This is a genomic window from Paenibacillus plantarum (genome assembly GCF_013141695.1).
Taxonomy (GTDB): domain Bacteria; phylum Bacillota; class Bacilli; order Paenibacillales; family NBRC-103111; genus Paenibacillus_E; species Paenibacillus_E plantarum.
Genome location: NZ_WHNY01000067.1, coordinates 601,996 through 620,681 on the forward strand (window position 1 = coordinate 601,996; position 18,686 = coordinate 620,681).

The window sequence follows — 18,686 nt, forward strand, 5'->3', positions numbered from 1 at the left end:
AAAAAGGTGTTCATTCTATGGGTATCTTGTATTAGTGAACTTTATTTTTCTGGATTATCTATTTCACGGTTTTATTATAAGCACCAATTTTCTCTGTAATACTCTTAGCTGCGCTATCCAGAGCATCCTTTGGCGCCTTTTTGCCTGTCAGAGCCTCTTCGATCGCTGTTTCGACGATTTGACGAGCTTCTGGGAATACACCCATAACCGCACCTTGCGTTGCTGTGTTGGCTTTTGTTTTGTGTAATTGATCGATTGCGGTTTGGAATTGCGGGTATTTCGTAAGATTATCTTTGATAATTTGTTCATCATAGGCTTTTTTCGTAATTGGGAAGTAGCCTGTGTTTACGTTCCACCATGCTTGTGTTTGCGGATTCGTTAGAAATTTAATAAATTCCCATGCGCCTTGTTGCTCAGCTTCCGACTTATTGTTCAAGATGTAAAGACTCGCTCCCCCTACAACTACGCCGCCTTCTTTGGCATCCGATGGTTTCGGAAGCGGGCCTGTACCTACTTGGAATTTGCCTTCAGCGCCGCTTACAATACCGCGAAGAGAAGCAGTGGAATCCAAAGTCATGGCGATTTGGCCTGCTAAGAAAGCTTTTTTCGTATCGTCTGTTTTGCGGCCAAGATTGGCGGACGTTTTGTTGTCGACCATCTCTTTCCACCAGGTTAGCGTTTTGACACCGGCTTCATTGTTAACCAGGGCTTCAGTTGCAGCAGCAGTACGGCCATTACCGTTATTAAGGAATTCAACACCTTGGTTAGCGAAGAATTGTTCCATAAACCAGCCATAGATCGCAAAAGAAGAACCGGATTTCCCATCTTTACTTAGTGCTTTAGAGGCATTTGCAATTTCTTCGTACGTGGTTGGTGGTTTCTCAGGATCAAGACCGGCAGCTTTGAACATATCTTTGTTGTAATACAAGATAGGGTTTGAAGTATTGAATGGCATTGAATTTAGTTTACCATCGACTTTGTAATAATTCAGAATGTTCTCTTCAAGCTGAGTAAGATCAAATTTATCGGCATCCACAAATTTTTGAACAGGAGTAATGGCTTTAGAGTCGATCATGAAGCGGGAGCCGATTTCGTAAACTTGAATGAGCGAAGGACCACTTTTGGTATCCATCGATGCTTTCATTTTGTTGATACTTTCATCATACGTACCTTGGAATACAGCTTCGACTTGTACATTCTTCTGTGAGCTATTGAAATCTGCTACTAATTTATCGACGGCTTTGCCAAGCTCTCCACTCATCGAATGCCACCAAATCACTTTAACAGGTTCAGTTGGTTTTTTGACATCCGCTGCAGCGGCACTTGCTGTTGGTTTACTTTCTGTCGTACTGCCTGAAGTCGTTGTTTCTGCTTTGCCGCATGCACTAGTTAACAGCACCATAATTGCAGTCATAGCAAGGATGGAGCTTTTCGTTGGCAATGTTTTCATAGTTTTCGTTTCTCTCCCTTATCTCTTTTCTAAAATATATGGAAATCTGATTCAGCATAGGAGCTGAACAGAGAGGCCATCAAAGGATGGATTAACCTTTCACAGCACCGGCCGTGAGTCCGCGAACGAATTGCTTTAAACCGAGGACGAGCAATAAAAGGGATGGCAGCAAGACGATGCTTACACCTGCAAGAACCAAATTCCATACGGTCAATTCTTCGAATTGCAGCATTGCGATGCCAATTTGCACGGTTCTCATGGCTTCGCTGTTCGTGATGAGCAGCGGCCATAGATACATGTTCCATGCATTTAAGAAGGCATACACAGCTAGCGTTGCCAAGGCTGGACGCCCGAGTGGAAGCAAAATTCGGAGGAACATGCGAAAATGTCCGCAGCCATCGATACGTGCCGCTTCGAACAGCTCTTTGGGCAGTTGTAGGAAGAATTGCCGCAGGAGGAAGGTACCGAAGGCCGTCGCTAGGAATGGAACGGTTAGCCCCTGCATGCTATCGAGCCAGTCCCATTTTTTAACCGTCAAATAGTTGGGAATAATGGTGACCTCCCAGGGAATCATCATGGTAGCCATGAAGAGCGCAAAGAAGAAGGATTTGCCAATGAAGCGAATATTGGTAAAGGCATAGGCGGCCATGCTCGATGTAATCAGCTGTCCCAGAGTAATCACGATAGATACAACTAGACTATTGGTAACAAATTTGGTGATGGGTACAAGTTTGAAGACAGCGGCGATACTACCGAGATAAAAGCTGCTAGGCAAGAAGTGAGGCGGATAGGCGGACGCTTCTTCAGGTGTCATAAATGCAGATGAGAACGTATAGAAGATGGGATATAGAACAAGTGCGGCGCAGATGATCAATAGGATGTAGACGAAGGTTTGTTGCAAACGAGTGATCATTGATAGTGCACCTTCCTTTCAAACACTTTAAACTGAATGACAGTGAAAATTAGGATTATGGTGAAAAGGACAAGTGCTTGCGCGCTGCCTGTACCGAATCGGAAGTTAATAAATGCATCTTGATACAAGGAGTAGACAAGTACATCTGTGGAGTTGACAGGTCCCCCTTTGGTCAGAATATGAATTTGCCCAAACGACTGAAAAGCACCAATGATGGACACGATCGTGACGAAGAATACCGTTGGTGAAAGCAATGGCAGGACAATTTGCACAAAGGTACGAATGGGGCCAGATCCATCGATTTTGGCGCTGTCATAGATTTCATCAGGAACGCCTTGAAGCCCACTGAGCAGGACGATGTAGGTGAAGCCGAGATTCATCCAGACTGTCATCATCGAAACAGAAAGCAGTGCCCATCTCGGGTCAGTCAGCCATGCTACGGGTTCTAAGCCAACTTGCTGAAGCAAATAATTCAACATGCCGACACTTGGGTGAAACAGCATCATCCAGATCACAGCGGAAGTTCCAACAGATAGAACAACCGGTAGTGAGAAAATGAATTGAAAGATTCGCATGCCTTTGAGCTGATTATGCGTAAATGCGGCGAGCATGAGTGCAATTACGATAACTGTAGGCACGGTTAGTAGTGTAAATAGGCCTGTAACGCCTAAGCTTTGATAGAATCGTTCAGAGGTGAATATCGCTGTGAAATTATCGAGCCCTACGAAAGCAGCAACCCTGCCTCGAGGATCGGTTTCGTGTAAGCTGAGATAGAAGGTTTGTATCAAGGGATAGAACAAAAAGATGGCAAATAGCAGAAGAGAGGGAAACAAAAAGATATAACCAAGGATCGTCTCTGCCCAGTTCTGGCTGATCGCTGCCTTGCGTGGATGCGCTGCTTTTACGGTTGTTTTCGATTTTCTTGCATGAGGTAAATCTCTTTCTATTGCATTCATTTCAAGCTCCTCCATGAACATTATTAAACATGTATGCTTCGTTACTAGACTAACGCTTGTTTATTTGACCAATGTTAAATTCAAGTGAAGGTTTTGTATATTTTTAGAAAAATTTACAAAAACATTAGAGTTTCATACTGGGCATATCAGGGCTATTCCACTATAATTTGAGCATATTTAGATAGCTTATCTATAGGAGAGTGAACCATGAATAAACAGCAACCAATCGTAATTGGACATCGCGGAGCAGCTGGTGAGGCGCCGGAGAACACATTAGCTTCTTTTGCACTTGCATTCGAACAAGGGGCTGAGGGGATTGAGCTTGACGTACAGTTAACGAAAGATGGTGAGATTGTCGTCTGTCATGATCTTACTGTGGATCGTACGACAGATGGCTCCGGACTTATTGGTGACAAGAGCTGGGAAGAGTTGAAGTCGCTGGATGCAGGTTTCTGGTTTTTGGAAGCTTTCACGGGAGAGAGAATCCCTCATCTGCGTCAAGTATTCGAGCTTGTACCACGGGGACATTTCATTAATGTGGAAGTCAAACATGCTTACGAGGGGAGAATGGAGAAGAGTCTGTTGGCATTTTTGGACGAAATGGATAGATGGGCGGATATTGTGATCTCATCATTTGATCACAAGCTGATTCACAGGATCAAACTAGCGCAGCCTAAGGCGAAAGTGGGATTGCTCTATGCAGCCAATTTAATAGATCATGCAGCCTATGCGAAGCAATTGGGGGTAGATGTGTTTTCCTTGCATCCGTATCACCACTGTATAGACATGGAGGATGTTCTAGGGGCGCAAGCTGCGGGAATGGCTGTTTATCCCTATACGGCGAATGATGTTGCGGATTATAAAAGGTTGATTGCTGCTGGTGTTACGGGGATTATTACCGATTATCCAGGGCGATTGCGGAATTTTCTTGACTAACTTGGTCAGAGGATGAGATAAAACGTCGAAATTCCCGAATGTTCCTCATTTTTCGTCAAAAGCGGAAGGAGTGTATGCCGAATTTGTCGAATTTACCTACACAATGAATTTTTAGCTAAGAGGTGAACGGGAGTGCCATTCGTACCGACTGATCAAGATACCTTGTATTATGAATTTCATCAAGCGAGCCGCAGCGATCAGCCGGTAGAAACTATAGTTATGATCCACAGTTTAGGAACGAACCTGAGTATTTGGAACTGGACGATACCTTATCTTCAATCCCGCTACGATCTTCTCGTTTATGATGTTAGAGGGCACGGCAGAAGCCAACAGGCGGACGAGGAAGACGTCACATGGCGAATGCTTTGCGACGACTTGGCCAGGCTTCTAGCTTATAAACAAATCGATCGGTTTCATCTCGTCGGTCATGGGATGGGCGGCTACATCGGTCTGGAATTCGTTCGTGAGTATCCGGCCAAGGTGTTATCGCTTTGTTTGCTTTCAGTACCGCTCTATTACCCGGTTAAGGTAATGCCGATTTTATCAGGTGATCGTCAGCAAATCATACGAGAGAGCAATTCGATCATGCCTGTTGCTGAACGCTTGCTGAGCGCTGCTTGCCATCTCGTTACACCGAGCAAAGAAGAGTTATTATATGAAGCCTATAGCTGTGTTTCCTTCCAAAACTATATTCAAATTAGAGATTTGATTACCGCCTATATCTCGGCACAACAGGTTAGAGGCGTCGATCTGCCAGTGTTGTTTTTGGGCGGTGAATACGACAGGCTTTTCCCACCAAGCGTGCTTGCGCTAGGGACGATTTTGCTTCAAAACTACCGGTTTTTAGTCGTATCCGACGCTGCTAACGCGGTTCAATTGGATCAGCCAGCTGTCGTGGCGAACTGGATTGATGAGCATATCCGGAAAGCAGCCGATTCTCCCAACGTTCGAGTAGTAGACAAGCTGTCCGCTCATATGCAGAATCAAATCAAAGATTTCGTGGAACAGGTTCGCCAGCAGCATGAATCGTCAACCGCTTTGGAAGTTGAAGTCATGGGAACGTTCCGTGTAACCGTCAACCGACAGGTCGTCTTAGGTGAGTGGAATCAGCGATACGCCAAAAGACTGCTCGTCTATTTGCTTTTCCACCCTTCCGTCACGCGAGAGCAGCTATGCGACGCCTTGTGGCCGGAAGCGGAACTGTCCAACGCGAAAAACAGGCTTCGCGTATCGCTCAGTTATTTAAAAAGCTTGCTGGACAAGCACGTGGACGAAGCTACCCCTCTCCTCGTTGCGGACCGAGAGTACGTCTATTTACGCGGCAACATCAAGTGCGATTTGCTGGACCTGTTGGAAAAGCTAGAAACAACTGTAGGGGAGCCGGATAGGGAGCGGAAAGCGCTGCTCAGTAGGGAAATTCTCGAAAAAACTACGTACCCGTTCGCCATGGGCATCTATGACAATTGGCTGCTTACACATGTTGAGAAGGTGCAACATAAACTGGAGGAGCTTGCTCGCTGGACGGCGGAATACTATCGTCAAAATAATGATTTGCGGCAGTCGGAGAGGTATATGAAATTCGTTGAACGATTTATATAAGTTGCATCCGAACAAAAACAAAACAGTAGCCCTCGATTTCACTCGTGAAATCGGGGGTTTTTCGTTGTGCGAGGCTCTCTCCCAGATTAATAATAGCGTAACGGTCGGTTTGATAGAATGTTTGGAGCAAATGGGAGATTAGAAGATTATTGTTACGGTATGAGGGAGATGGGTTTGATCATGCAGAGAGCAAGGCGAAATCGGAAGAAAGTTGCATATGGTATATTTTTGAAAAGCATGCTGGTGATTGCGATAGTCGTACAGTTATTTGGCTTTACGGGCAATCAATCGGCGCAAGCGGAGAGTATGTGGTCGAACCTGGGTACGGGACTTAGCAGCTCATATGTACGCTCGATTGCAGTATCAGGTACAGACGTATATGCAGGTGGGAATTTCACCACAGCGGGCGGTAATCCGGCAACTCATATAGCGAAATGGAACGGAAGTCAGTGGTCCAACCTTGGTACCGGCCTTAATAGCTTTGTCTTTGCGGTAGCCGCTTCGGGATCTGACGTATATGCAGGTGGGATTTTTAGCACAGCGGGCGGCAACTCGGCAAGTACTATAGCGAAATGGAACGGGAGCAATTGGTCCAGCCTGGGTACGGGTACGAACGGTACTGTATACGCGATTGCTGTGTCGGGTACAGATGTATACGTAGCTGGGAATTTCTCTACAGCGGGCGGTATTCCTGCTACAAATATAGCGAAATGGAATGGGACTAGCTGGTCAAGCTTGGGCACGGGCATTCTCAATACGGTGTATGCGTTAGCGGTGTCCGGCACGGATGTATACGCAGCTGGGAGTTTTAGCACAGCCGGTGGCACGTCGGCTGTTCGTATAGCGAAATGGAACGGGACTAGTTGGTCTAATTTAGGCACGGGCCTGAATGGTGATGCATATGCGCTAGCCGTATCGGGCAGCAATGTATACGTAGGCGGCAATTTCAGCACTGCTGGCGGCAGTTCTGCTAATCGCATAGCGAAATGGGACGGGAGCAGTTGGTCTAGCCTTGGAGCGGGTTTTGACAACACAGTTAGTGCAATAACCGTATCTGGAAGCACCGTATATGCAGGTGGAGGATTCGCAACAGCAGGCGGCGGTTCGGCAAATCGCATCGCGAAATGGGATGGCAACAGCTGGTCGAGCTTGGGTGCGGGTCTTAACAACCCTGTTAATGCAATAACCGTTTTGGGAAGCACCATATATGCAGGCGGAGCTTTCACTACAGCAGGCGGCAACTCGGCTAACCTTATAGCAAAATGGGGTGATGCTGCTACAATCACTTTTAACAGCAATGGAGGCTCGCCCGTGAGCAGCCAGAGTGTGGCTTACGGAGATATAGCTACCGTACCGACTCTTCCGCCAACGAAGGCAGGATATACGTTTGCGGGCTGGTACAGCGACAGCGGATTGAACACGGCATACGACTTCGCAACACCCGTCACAGTGGATTTGACGCTTCATGCGAAGTGGACGATCATAACAGCAACACCTGTGATAACCGGCACGGTACGTGCAGGAGATACAAGCGTATTGGGTACGGCAGCAGCCGAAGCGAGTATTATTCTTAGCGTGAACGGAACGCCGGCAACGCCTACAACCGCAACGGGGGGGAACTGGATAGTACCCGGACTGACGCTTGCCTCAGGCGATACGATTAGCGTAACCGCACAGTCGGCAGGAGAGAGCGTAAGTGCAGCAGCAATGACAACCGTCGCGCCTGCGGCTACAAACATCACAACATTTGATGCTATTGGGGATGTTGCAGCAGGGATGGCAGGCTCAGCTGCTTATGCAAACGCAGGAGAAGTATCAGCTGCGTTATTAGCAAGCCATGCGACTGTGACGGCTGATGGTGCTACATTCACGGTGCCGGTAACGGCGTGGGTAGATACGGATAGCTATAATCCGGCAGTAGCGGGTAGTTATACATTTACGGCAACGTTAGGAAATTTGCCGGCTAACACAACAAATACGGATAATTTAACAGCGACAGTGGAAGTTGTCGTAACGCCATTGATTATAAATATCACAGCATTCGATGCTATTGGGGATATTTTGGCAGGGACGGCAGGCGCAGCTGCTTACGCAAACACAGGAGAAGTATCGGCAGCGTTATTAACGAGCCATACGACTGTAACTGCAGATGGTGGCACGATCGCGGTGCCGGTAACGGCGTGGGTAGATACGGATAGCTACAATCCGGCGGTTGCGGGCAGTTATACATTTACGGCAACGTTAGGAAGCTTACCGGCTAATACAACAAATACAAGCGGCTTAACTGCGACAGTAGAAGTTATAGTCTCGCCAGTGATTACGAATATCACAGCATTTGATAGCATTGGAGATGTAGCTGCAGGTACGGCAGGCTCAGCAAGCTATGCAAATTCGGGTGAAGTCTCGGACGCATTAGTAGCAAGCCATGCGACTGTAACGGCAGATGGTGGCACTATCGCGGTGCCGGTAACGGCGTGGGTAGATACGGATAGCTATAATCCGGCGGTTGCGGGCAGTTATACATTTACGGCAACGTTAGGGAGCTTGCCGGTTAATACAACAAATACAAACAGCTTAACAGCGACAGTGGAAGTTGTTGTCTCACCAGTGATTACAAACATCACTGCATTCGATGCGATTGGGGATATTTTGGCTGGGACGGCAGGCTCGACTGCATACGCCAACGCAGGAGAAGTAACGACCGCGTTATTGGCAAGCCATGCGACTGTAACGGCAGATGGTGGCACGATCGCGGTGCCAGTAGCGGCATGGATGGATATGGATAGCTATAATCCGGCGGTTGCGGGCAGTTATACATTTACGGCAATGTTAGGAAGCTTGCCGATCAACACAACCAATACAGACAACTTAAAAGCGACAGTTGAAGTTGTAGTAGCGCCAGTAATTACAAACATCACAGCATTTGATGCTATTGATGATGTAGCAGCAGGCACGGCAGGAGCTGCAACTTATGCCAACGCAGGAGAAGTAACGACCGGGTTATTAGCAAGCCATGCGACTGTCACAGCAGATGGTGGCACGATCACAGTGCCGGTCACGGCGTGGGAAGATACGGATAGCTACAACGCATCCGTAGCGGGTAGCTATACATTCACAGCAACGTTAGGAAGTTTGCCAGTCAACACAACGAATACGGGCAACTTAACAGCGACAGTTGAAGTTGTAGTAGCTCCAGTGATTACAAACATCACAGCATTTGATGCCATTGGGGATATTTCGGCAGGGACGGCAGGCTCGGCTGCTTACGCAAACACAGGAGAAGTATCGGCAGCATTATTAACGAGCCATGCGACTGTAACGGCAGATGGTGGCACAATTACGGTGTCGGTAATGGCATGGGAAGATACGGATAGCTATAATCCGGCGGTTGCGGGCAGTTATACATTTACGGCAAAGTTAGGGAGCTTACCGGCTAATACAACAAATACAAGCGGCTTAACTGCGACAGTAGAAGTTATAGTCTCGCCAGCGATTACGAATATCACAGCCTTTGATGCGATTGGTGATGTAGTAGCAGGCACGGCAGGCGCTGCAACTTATGCCAACGCAGGAGAAGTAACAGCCGCATTAGTAGCAAGCCATGCGACTGTAACGGCAGATGGCGGCACGATCGCGGTGCCAGTAGCGGCATGGATAGATATGGATAACTATAATCCGGCAGTTGCGGGTAGTTATACATTTACGGCAACGTTAGGAAATTTGCCGGTTAACACAACGAATACGGGCAACTTAACAGCGACAGTAGAAGTTGTAGTAGCGCCTGTGATTACAAACATCACTGCATTCGATGCGATTGGAGATGTAGCTGCAGGGACGGCAGGCGCAGCTGCTTATGCAAACGCAGGAGAAGTATCGGCCGCGTTATTAACGAGCCATGCGACTGTAATGGCAGATGGTGGCACGATCACGGTACCGGTAACGGCGTGGTTAGATACGGATAGCTACATTGCAACCGTTGCGGGCAGCTATACGTTTACGGCAACGTTAGGAAGTTTGCCAGTCAACACAACCAATACAGAAAACTTAACAGCGACAGTTGAAGTTGTAGTAGCGCCAGTGATTACAAACATTACAGCATTCGATGCGATTGGAGATGTAGCTGCAGGGACGGCAGGCGCAGCTGCTTATGCCAACGCAGGAGAAGTATCGGTAGCGTTATTAGCCAGCTATGCGACTGTCACAGCAGATGGTGGCACGATCGCGGTACCTGTAACCGCTTGGATAGATTCGGACAATTACAACGCATCCGTAGCGGGTAGCTATACCTTCACGGCAACGTTAGGAAGCTTGCCGATCAATACAACCAATACTAACAGTGTAACAGCGACAGTAGAAGTTGTCGTCTCGCCAGTGATTACAAACATCACAGCATTTGATGCTATTGGAGATGTATCAGCGGGGACGACAGGCGCAGCAACTTATGTAAACGCAAGTGAAGTAACAGCCGCGTTGTTAACCAGCCATGCGGCTGTAACGGCAGATGGCGGCACGATCACGGTACCGGTAACGGCGTGGTTAGATACGGATAGCTACAATGCAACCGTTGCGGGCAGCTATACGTTTACGGCAACGTTAGGAAATTTGCCAGTCAACACAACCAATACAGGCAACTTAACAGCGACAGTGGAAGTTGTTGTCTCACCAGTGATTACAAACATCACTGCATTCGATGCGATTGGGGATATTTTGGCAGGGACGGCAGGCGTAGCTGCATATGCCAACGCAGGAGAAGTAACGACCGCGTTATTGGCAAGCCATGTGACTGTAACGGCAGATGGTGGCACGATCGCGGTGCCAGTAGCGGCATGGATAGATATGGATAGCTATAATCCGGCGGTTGCAGGTAGTTATACATTTACGGCAACGTTAGGAAGTTTGCCGGATAACACAACAAATACAAGCGGCTTAACGGCGACAGTAGAAGTTATAGTCTCGCCAGTGATTACGAATATCACAGCATTTGATGCTATTGGGGATATTTCGGCAGGGACGGCAGGCGCAGCTGCTTATGTAAACGCAGGTGAAGTAACGACCGCGTTATTAGCGAGCCATTCGACTGTGACTGCTGATGGTGGCGCGATCACAGTGCCGGTAACGGCGTGGGTAGATACGGATAGCTACAATGCAACCGTTGCGGGCAGTTATACGTTCACGGCAACGTTAGGAAGTTTGCCAGTCAACACAACAAATAAAGGCAACTTAACAGCGACAGTTGAAGTTGTAGTAGCGCCAGTGATTACGAATATCACAGCATTTGATGCCATTGGAGATATTTCGGCAGGGACGGCAGGTGCAGCTGCTTATGCCAACGCAAGTGCAGTATCCGCCTCGTTGTCAACAAGCCATGCGACTGTCACAGCAGATAGTGGCACAATCACGGTGCCGGTAACGGCATGGGTAGATACGGATAGCTACAACGCATCCGTAGCAGGCAGCTATACGTTCACGGCAACGTTAGGAAGTTTGCCAGTCAACACAACAAATACAGGCAACTTAACAGCGACAGTGGAAGTTATAGTAGCGCCAGTGATTACAAACATTACAGCATTCGATGCTATTGGAGATGTAGCTGCAGGGACGGCAGGCTCAGCAACTTATGCCAACGCAAGTGCAGTATCCGCCTCGTTGTCAACAAGCCATGCGACTGTCACAGCAGATGGTGGCACAATCATGGTACCGGTAACGGCATGGGAAGATACGGACAGTTACAATGCATCCGTAGCAGGCAGCTATACATTCACGGCAACGTTAGGAAGTTTGCCGATTAATACAACAAATACAAACAGCTTAACAGCGACAGTGGAAGTTGTTGTCTCACCAGTGATTACAAATATCACAGCATTTGATGCCTTTGGAGATATTTCGGCAGGGACGGTAGGCGCAGCAACTTATGCCAACGCCGGAGAAGTATCGGCCGCGTTATTAACGAGCCATGCGACAGTAATGGCAGATGGTGGCACGATCACGGTACCGGTAACGGCGTGGTTAGATACGGATAGCTACAATGCAACCGTTGCGGGCAGCTATACGTTTACGGCAACTTTAGGAAGTTTGCCAGTCAACACAACCAATACAGGCAACTTAACAGCGACAGTGAAAGTTGTTGTCTCACCAGTGATTACAAACATCACAGCATTTGATGCTATTGGGGATATTTCGGCAGGGACGGCAGGCTCAACAAGCTATGCAAACGCAGGAGAGGCAACAGCCGCGTTGTTAGCAAGCCATGCGACTGTAACGGCAAACGGTGGCACAATCACGGTGCCGGTAACAGCATGGATAGATACGGACAGCTACAACGCATCCGTAGCGGGTAGCTATACCTTCACGGCAACGTTAGGAAGCTTGCCGATTAACACAACCAATACAGACAACTTAACAGCGACAGTTGAAGTTGTAGTAGCGCCAGTGATTACAAACATCACAGCATTCGATGCTATTGGAGATGTAGCAGCAGGCACGGCAGGCTCGGCAACTTATGCCAACGCAAGTGCAGTATCCGCCTCGTTGTCAACCAGCCATGCGACTGTCACGGCAAATGGCGGCACGATCACGGTGCCGGTAATCACATGGGTAGATACGGACAACTACAACCCAGCCGTAGCAGGCAGCTATACCTTCACGGCAACGTTAGGAAGCTTGCCGATTAACACAACCAATACGGGCAACTTAACAGCGACAGTGGAAGTTGTTGTCTCGCCAGTGATTACAAACATTACAGCATTCGATGCTATTGGAGATGTAGCTGCAGGGACGGCAGGCTCAACAAGCTATGCAAACGCAGGAGAGGCAACAGCCGCGTTGTTAGCAAGCCATGCGACTGTAACGGCAAACGGTGGCACGATCACTGTGCCGGTAACGGCATGGATAGATTCGGACAGCTACAACGCATCCTTAGTAGGCAGCTATACCTTCACGGCAACATTAGGAAGTTTGCCGGACAACACAACGAATACGGGCAACTTAACAGCGACAGTTGAAGTTGTCGTGGCAAAACCTTCACTTCCTCCAACAGGCGGCGGTGGAGACGGTGGTGGTTCAACAACACCAACAACCGACAACCCAGCAACCTCTACAGATGGTACATTAACACTTCCTGCTGGTAAAAGAGGTATTGTTAGCTTGAAAGATGAGGTAATTGTGTCGATTCCGGCCAATGCGACAGACAGAGAGCTACATTTAACGATCGTTAAAGTGTTAGATACGAAGCTGCTTCTGACAAATAAACAGGGTTTAGTCAGCCCAATTTTTGAGATTCTGAAAAACTTCTCGGAGAACTTTAATAAACCTGTCACACTAACTTTTGTTTTCGATAAGACGAAATTGAGTAGCGAACAAAGAGTAGCTGTAAACTTTTTTGACGAAGTGAAGAAGGAATGGGTGGAAGTTCCTGGAGGTAAGATCAACGAAAATAGCATTACCGTAGAAGTTAATCACTTTACGAAATTTGGGGTATTCATTGTCGGTCAAGAGCCAACTGTGCCAACACCAGGCGCGAATCCAACCATGAACTTAAGCGATATTACTGGACATTGGGCAGAAGCAAACATCAAACGAGCGGTAAGCAGTGGAATCGTCGACGGTTATCCGGAAGGAACGTTTGCGCCGGATCAGTCTGTAACCCGTGCAGAATTTGCCGTGATGCTGATGAATGCGTTGAAAATGCAAGGTGAAGGAGCAGCACTGACTTTTACTGATTCAGCGAAGATTGGAACTTGGGCGCAGAAAACAGTTGCTCAAGCTGTACAATCAGGCATTATTCAAGGCTATGAGGATGGTACATTCCGTCCGGAAGTAGAAATTATGCGCACGGAGATGGCGGTGATGATTGCAAAAGCGATGGGTGGGCAGTCAATTCCTGCGAGCATCACAACCGGCTTTGCCGATGATATGATTATTCCAGCATGGGCGAAAGCGAGTGTTGCTTACGTGAAACAAACAGGCGTAATGCAAGGGAAAGGCGATCACCAATTCGCCCCTCAAGACCATGCAACAAGAGCAGAAGCCGTAACGGTGCTGTTGAATATGCTAGCGCAAAAGAGTAAGTAAAATACCGAATTTGACATGGTCTGAGAATAATAAAACCGATGCCCTCGTATTTTGGGGAGCTTCGGTTTTATTTCGTTTTGTTTAGTTTCATTTCGTTTGTTTCGTTTTTTTGTAATTATTTTACCATAAAGTCACAATCATTTTACCTGTTCGTATTACCAAAATATGACTTAAATATGACTTTACTCACCTGTTTAAATGACAATGAAAAGCTATAATAAATCCGATCGAGCATACACGGAATTGTCAATTTCAGTATATTTATTGTTAAAAAATTCCAAGTATGATGGAAGAGTGAGTAGAAAGCGTGTAAGGATTAAAGCTGGTGATAGGGGAGAAGTGAGAATGTCCAAGTTAACTGAGTTTTCAATGAAAAATGTGGCAGCGATTTTCATCGTTATGCTGCTGTTGGTCGTAGGAGGAACCTATTCTACTACCACACTGAAGGTAGAAAGTATGCCTGACATTACATTTCCGGTTGTCATTATTAGCACTACTTATGTAGCACCTCCGAAAGATGTCCTGGATGAAATTACGAAGCCATTAGAGAAGGCGGTTGCGGGGTTGGATGGACTCAAAACCCTTAGCTCCGGATCACAGGACAATTACTCACAGATTATTCTGGAGTTAGACCAAGATAAGAAGCCGGAAGATGTTAAGAAAGATGTAGAGAGCTTGATCTCTAACGTTAAGCTGCCTCAAGGCTCTGAGAAACCTAAAGTGTTAACAGCGGGATTTGCTTCAGACCCTGTCTATTATTTGGCGGTTTACGGTGACGCAGGAATGAACCAAACCGAGTTGGATAAAGCCTACAATGATACAATTCTTCCCGGCTTTAATGGGCTCAAGGGAATAGACCATGTCGACTCTGTAGGCAATCAGGATGCTGTACTTACCATTAAGCTTGATGCGCCTGCGATCAATAATTATGGTCTAACACCATCCGAAGTTTCTAGTTTGATCAAAGCCTCATTGGTATCTAGCCCTGCAGGTACGGTAGATTTCAATGGAAACACACAGATGGTTCGAGTCAAAGGTGAACTAGACACAATTTACAACTTGGATAATTTGAAAATTACAACGAAAACAGGCGATACACTGCTTCTCAAACAAATTGCCAAAGTTGAAGCGATCAGCGAGTCCAAGTTCATTGCCAGATTAGATGAGCTGCCAGCCATCGGCGTATTGCTTTACAAGACGAAAGCTGCGAATGCGGTTGAATTTGCAGATAGTGCTGACAAGCTTATGACGGACTGGGGCCAAACGCTGCCTGGCGTGAAATTCCACAAAATTTATAATTCAGCAAACGATATTAAAGATTCCATCCACGGCATGGTACAAGAAGGCGGATTAGGCGCCATACTTGCTTCATTAATGATCTTGCTTTTCCTACGCAATGCACGAATGACAATCATCGTACTCGTGTCGATTCCTCTCTCCATTCTTGTTACGTTACTATTTATGGGTCCTCTAGGCATTTCCCTCAACATCATGACATTAGGTGGAATGGCCATTGCAGTCGGACGAGTCGTGGATGACAGTATTGTCGTTATTGAGAATATCTATAGTCAGCTGCAGAAAGCACAAGATCGTAATGAATCTGTTATTAAATTAGCAACGAAACAAGTTTCCAGCGCAATTACTTCTTCTACAATTACAACAGTCGGTGTATTTGGTCCCATTGGATTCGTAAGTGGGGTCGTTGGTGAAGTATTCCGTCCTTTTGCTATTACACTTGTCGTAGCCCTAATGTCATCATTAATTGTTGCATTAACAGTAATTCCGATGTTGGCGAAGATTATGGTGCTTAAAAGCAAGAAGCTCGGCAGTCACGATGACAATCACGTGGGACCAATGGGTGTGAAATATAGGAAAGCGCTCATCTGGTCCTTGAATAACCGAATCAAAACGTTATTTATGGCTGGTGTTGCCCTTATTATCTCGATTTTCATTACAGTACCTAATTTAGCAGTAGCTTTTATGCCGGATAGTGAAGCAGTCAAACAAGGTGTTATTGAGATTAAAATGCCGCGAGAAACATCCATTGAAATGATGAATGAGAAGTCCAAAGAACTTGAAAAAGCTTTGAAAGTACACACAGACAAAGCTGGTAAACCTGCGTTCAAGTACATTGAATCTCTTGTTGGATATAACCAAAGCAGTGATCGATTTGCTTATCGCGCGATGATGTTTTTCGAGTTAACACCTGAGACAAATGCGAATGAAGGTGTCAAAGCGTATAAGGAAGATATGTTGAAACTGATGCCGCAAGGATCAGATGTGAATATTACATTGTTCACTGGAGGGCCTCCTACTTCAACTGGAGCTGATTTCTCGTATTCCCTGAAGGGGGATGACCAGTTGTATCTGAAGCAAGCCTCACAGTTAATCAAAGATAAAATGAAAGAATTCCCTGAACTGAACGACATTAAAGACAGCTTGAGTGATTCCAAAACCGAAGTCGAGATTGTTGTCAATCAAAACAAAGCTCGCTTATATGGACTTTCAAGTGCTCAAATTTTGCAATCAGTCAACGCGTGGATTTCAGAAGAGAAGCTTGGCGATCTGAAATTTAATAACATCACCTATGCAACTAAAGTTATGTTGAATCCGGTGTACAAAAACTCTGTGGATAAACTTGGTACTTTCTTGATCAAGACGCCTACTGGTCAAACGATTCAGTTAAATGAAGTAGCTCGCGTTGAACAGATTGATGCACCGAATAGCATTAGTCGTGAAGATCAAGAACAAATCGTGAGTGTAAGAGCCAAAATTGATGCGACGGATAAAGGTGGCGTCAGCAAGAAAATTACGGAAGAGTTGGCCAAATTAGAACTGCCTTCTGGTGTCACGCGTGAAGTAAAAGGTGTATCCGACGATATTCAAAAAAGTTTCATGCAAATGTTTATGGCCATTATAGCTTCCATCTTTATTGTTTACATGGTTATGGTTATTGCCTTTGGTAACGCGAGAGCGCCGCTAGCCATTCTGTTTTCACTGCCGCTAGCAGCTATTGGGGGCCTCTTAGGATTACTAATAACAGGAGAATCGATCAATGTAACGTCACTCATCGGCTTCCTCATGCTGATCGGTATCGTTGTAACCAATGCGATTGTACTCGTAGATCGTGTGCAGCAGCTAAGAGAGCAAGATTATTCGATTCGTGACGCTCTAATTGAAGCCGGAATAACGAGATTACGACCTATTATCATGACGGCAGGAGCAACGATACTTGCACTGATGCCATTAGGACTTGGTTTATCCAAAGGAACGATCATTTCCAAAGGTTTGGCAGTTGTCGTTATTGGCGGTCTTACAACGTCTACACTACTAACGCTCGTAATCGTGCCAATTATATATGAGATCCTATTTAAGAAAAGAGAAGGCGGTCTCTTCAAGAGAAAAGGAAAGCCCAATGCCATTCAATCAGAGCAAGCCGCATCTGTTCGTTAATTATCTAAACAGGGGAAAAGGGGAAAATGAATATGAAACGTCAGTTGTTTATGATCAAACAGAGTACCAAGATATTCGGTGTCCTCGCGCTTAGCGCGGCGATAGCCGTAGGATGTTCCTCATCACCAGCAGTAAGCCCTGCGGCAACAACAGCAGCCGAGCAAGGGGTTAAAGTAGTGAAAACGGCAAAAGTCACAAAGCAAAAGATTGGTGAACCTGTCGAACAGGTGGGTGATGTCGTATCATCCGTTCAGTTAGATATTATCGTCAAGTCCGGTGGCGAAGTTATTGAAATCCTGAAAAAACGTGGAGATATCGTTGAGAAGGGCGAGGTGCTTTTCCGATTGGATCCAACGGACGTGCTGATTCAGAAGGATTTGAATGCAGTAGGCATCAAAGGAGCACAGGCTGGACTTACAGCGGCTAAGCAAAATACATCCAATGGTATCGAAGATGCCAAAGACCGTGTTGCTAAGATGGAGACCGCGGTTAGTGATCTAGAGAAAGCTTATAGCAGGGTTCACAATGAATACGATTTAGGAACTGCAACCAAATTCGACTTAGAACAGATGGAAACCAAGCTAAACAATTCCAAAAAAGATCTAGCAAGCGAACGTAGATCGCTGAAAACCATGCAAGAGACGAATTCGTTGGCACAAGCGGAGTCCAGTTTGGAGACAGCGCAAGTAAATGCCAAGAATATCGAGAGGGCTCTAAGCAATCTTGAGGTAAAAGCTCCGGCTTCAGGTAAGCTGACGGATCTCACTATAACGGTCGGTCAGACAGTAGCGCCAGGCGGTCGCGTAGGGGAAGTTCAACAGACGAATCCAGTTAAAATCAAATCACAACTTAGTGAAGAGTCGGCTAATCTTGTTAGAGGTAAGAGTGAATTGACTTTCTATATTCCTGGCGTAACGACGAAAGCCGGTGCCAAAGTAACCTACTTATCGGATGTCATTAATGGACAATCCAAAGCTTATGATCTGGAACTGGAAGTTCCGAACCCGGATGGCAAGCTGAAACCAGGATCTAAGGCGCAAGTAGAATTAACCAAAGATGATGAACAAAACGTGCCTGTCATTCCTAGTCTTAGTATTGTTCGTGAAGGTGGAAATAATTTTGTTTATGTCGTAAATGGGGATAAGGTACAAAAGCGTAAACTTGAACTTGGTCGTATAAATGAGACGAACCAGGAAGTTATTTCAGGGGTCAAAGAAGGCGAGATTCTCGTTACTTCAGGACAACACCAACTTAAAGATCAAGATACGGTAAAAGTGAGTAACTAACCTAATTTGTATGAGGAGGAGAC

Annotated in this window: 8 protein-coding genes; 5 read left to right on the forward strand and 3 right to left on the reverse strand. The window is 46.3% G+C overall.

Annotation, left to right across the window (positions count from 1 at the left end; translation table 11 throughout):
- Positions 1 to 58: 58 nt before the first annotated feature.
- From GC096_RS25675 to GC096_RS25685, 3 genes are all read right to left on the reverse strand, one after another.
- Positions 59 to 1,450: an ABC transporter substrate-binding protein gene (locus tag GC096_RS25675; RefSeq protein WP_171634130.1), complete on the reverse strand. Its 1,392-nt coding sequence runs from the start codon at positions 1,448 to 1,450 to the stop codon at positions 59 to 61.
- Positions 1,451 to 1,541: 91 nt separating this feature from the next.
- A complete protein-coding gene (locus GC096_RS25680; RefSeq protein WP_171634132.1) occupies positions 1,542 to 2,363 on the reverse strand; it encodes a carbohydrate ABC transporter permease in 822 nt (273 codons plus the stop codon).
- Entirely contained in the window at positions 2,360 to 3,319 is a 960-nt protein-coding gene (locus tag GC096_RS25685; RefSeq protein ID WP_246302938.1) for a carbohydrate ABC transporter permease, read from the reverse strand. The genes GC096_RS25680 and GC096_RS25685 overlap by 4 nt, the downstream gene beginning before the upstream one ends.
- 207 nt (positions 3,320 to 3,526) lie before the next feature.
- On the opposite strand from GC096_RS25685, the gene GC096_RS25690 reads away from it, so the two are divergent.
- The 5 genes from GC096_RS25690 (at position 3,527) to GC096_RS25710 (ending at position 18,663) form a co-directional block, all read left to right on the forward strand.
- Positions 3,527 to 4,255 (forward strand): glycerophosphodiester phosphodiesterase, encoded by a 729-nt coding sequence (locus GC096_RS25690; protein WP_171634134.1) that lies wholly within the window; start codon positions 3,527 to 3,529, stop codon positions 4,253 to 4,255.
- A 132-nt stretch (positions 4,256 to 4,387) separates the two neighbouring features.
- Positions 4,388 to 5,854 carry an alpha/beta hydrolase gene (locus tag GC096_RS25695; protein WP_171634136.1) on the forward strand — a complete coding sequence of 489 codons (1,467 nt, stop codon included), beginning with the start codon at positions 4,388 to 4,390 and terminating at the stop codon, positions 5,852 to 5,854.
- Positions 5,855 to 6,034: 180 nt separating this feature from the next.
- Positions 6,035 to 13,924, forward strand: a complete 7,890-nt coding sequence (locus GC096_RS25700) for an S-layer homology domain-containing protein (RefSeq protein WP_171634137.1) — start codon at positions 6,035 to 6,037, stop codon at positions 13,922 to 13,924.
- Positions 13,925 to 14,269: 345 nt separating this feature from the next.
- Positions 14,270 to 17,377 carry an efflux RND transporter permease subunit gene (locus tag GC096_RS25705; RefSeq protein ID WP_171634138.1) on the forward strand — a complete coding sequence of 1,036 codons (3,108 nt, stop codon included), beginning with the start codon at positions 14,270 to 14,272 and terminating at the stop codon, positions 17,375 to 17,377.
- A gap of 26 nt (positions 17,378 to 17,403) precedes the next feature.
- Positions 17,404 to 18,663, forward strand: a complete 1,260-nt coding sequence (locus tag GC096_RS25710) for an efflux RND transporter periplasmic adaptor subunit (RefSeq protein ID WP_171634139.1) — start codon at positions 17,404 to 17,406, stop codon at positions 18,661 to 18,663.
- Positions 18,664 to 18,686 lie beyond the last annotated feature (23 nt).

What these genes read in the sequence shown, in the direction of transcription:
- GC096_RS25690 (WP_171634134.1), top strand. Translation starts at nt 3,527, where the DNA reads ATGAATAAACAGCAACCAATCGTAATTGGACATCGCGGAGCAGCTGGT.
- GC096_RS25675 (WP_171634130.1), bottom strand. Translation starts at nt 1,450, where the DNA reads ATGAAAACATTGCCAACGAAAAGCTCCATCCTTGCTATGACTGCAATT.
- GC096_RS25685 (WP_246302938.1), bottom strand. Translation starts at nt 3,319, where the DNA reads ATGAATGCAATAGAAAGAGATTTACCTCATGCAAGAAAATCGAAAACA.
- GC096_RS25700 (WP_171634137.1), top strand. Translation starts at nt 6,035, where the DNA reads ATGCAGAGAGCAAGGCGAAATCGGAAGAAAGTTGCATATGGTATATTT.
- GC096_RS25680 (WP_171634132.1), bottom strand. Translation starts at nt 2,363, where the DNA reads ATGATCACTCGTTTGCAACAAACCTTCGTCTACATCCTATTGATCATC.
- GC096_RS25705 (WP_171634138.1), top strand. Translation starts at nt 14,270, where the DNA reads ATGTCCAAGTTAACTGAGTTTTCAATGAAAAATGTGGCAGCGATTTTC.
- GC096_RS25710 (WP_171634139.1), top strand. Translation starts at nt 17,404, where the DNA reads ATGAATATGAAACGTCAGTTGTTTATGATCAAACAGAGTACCAAGATA.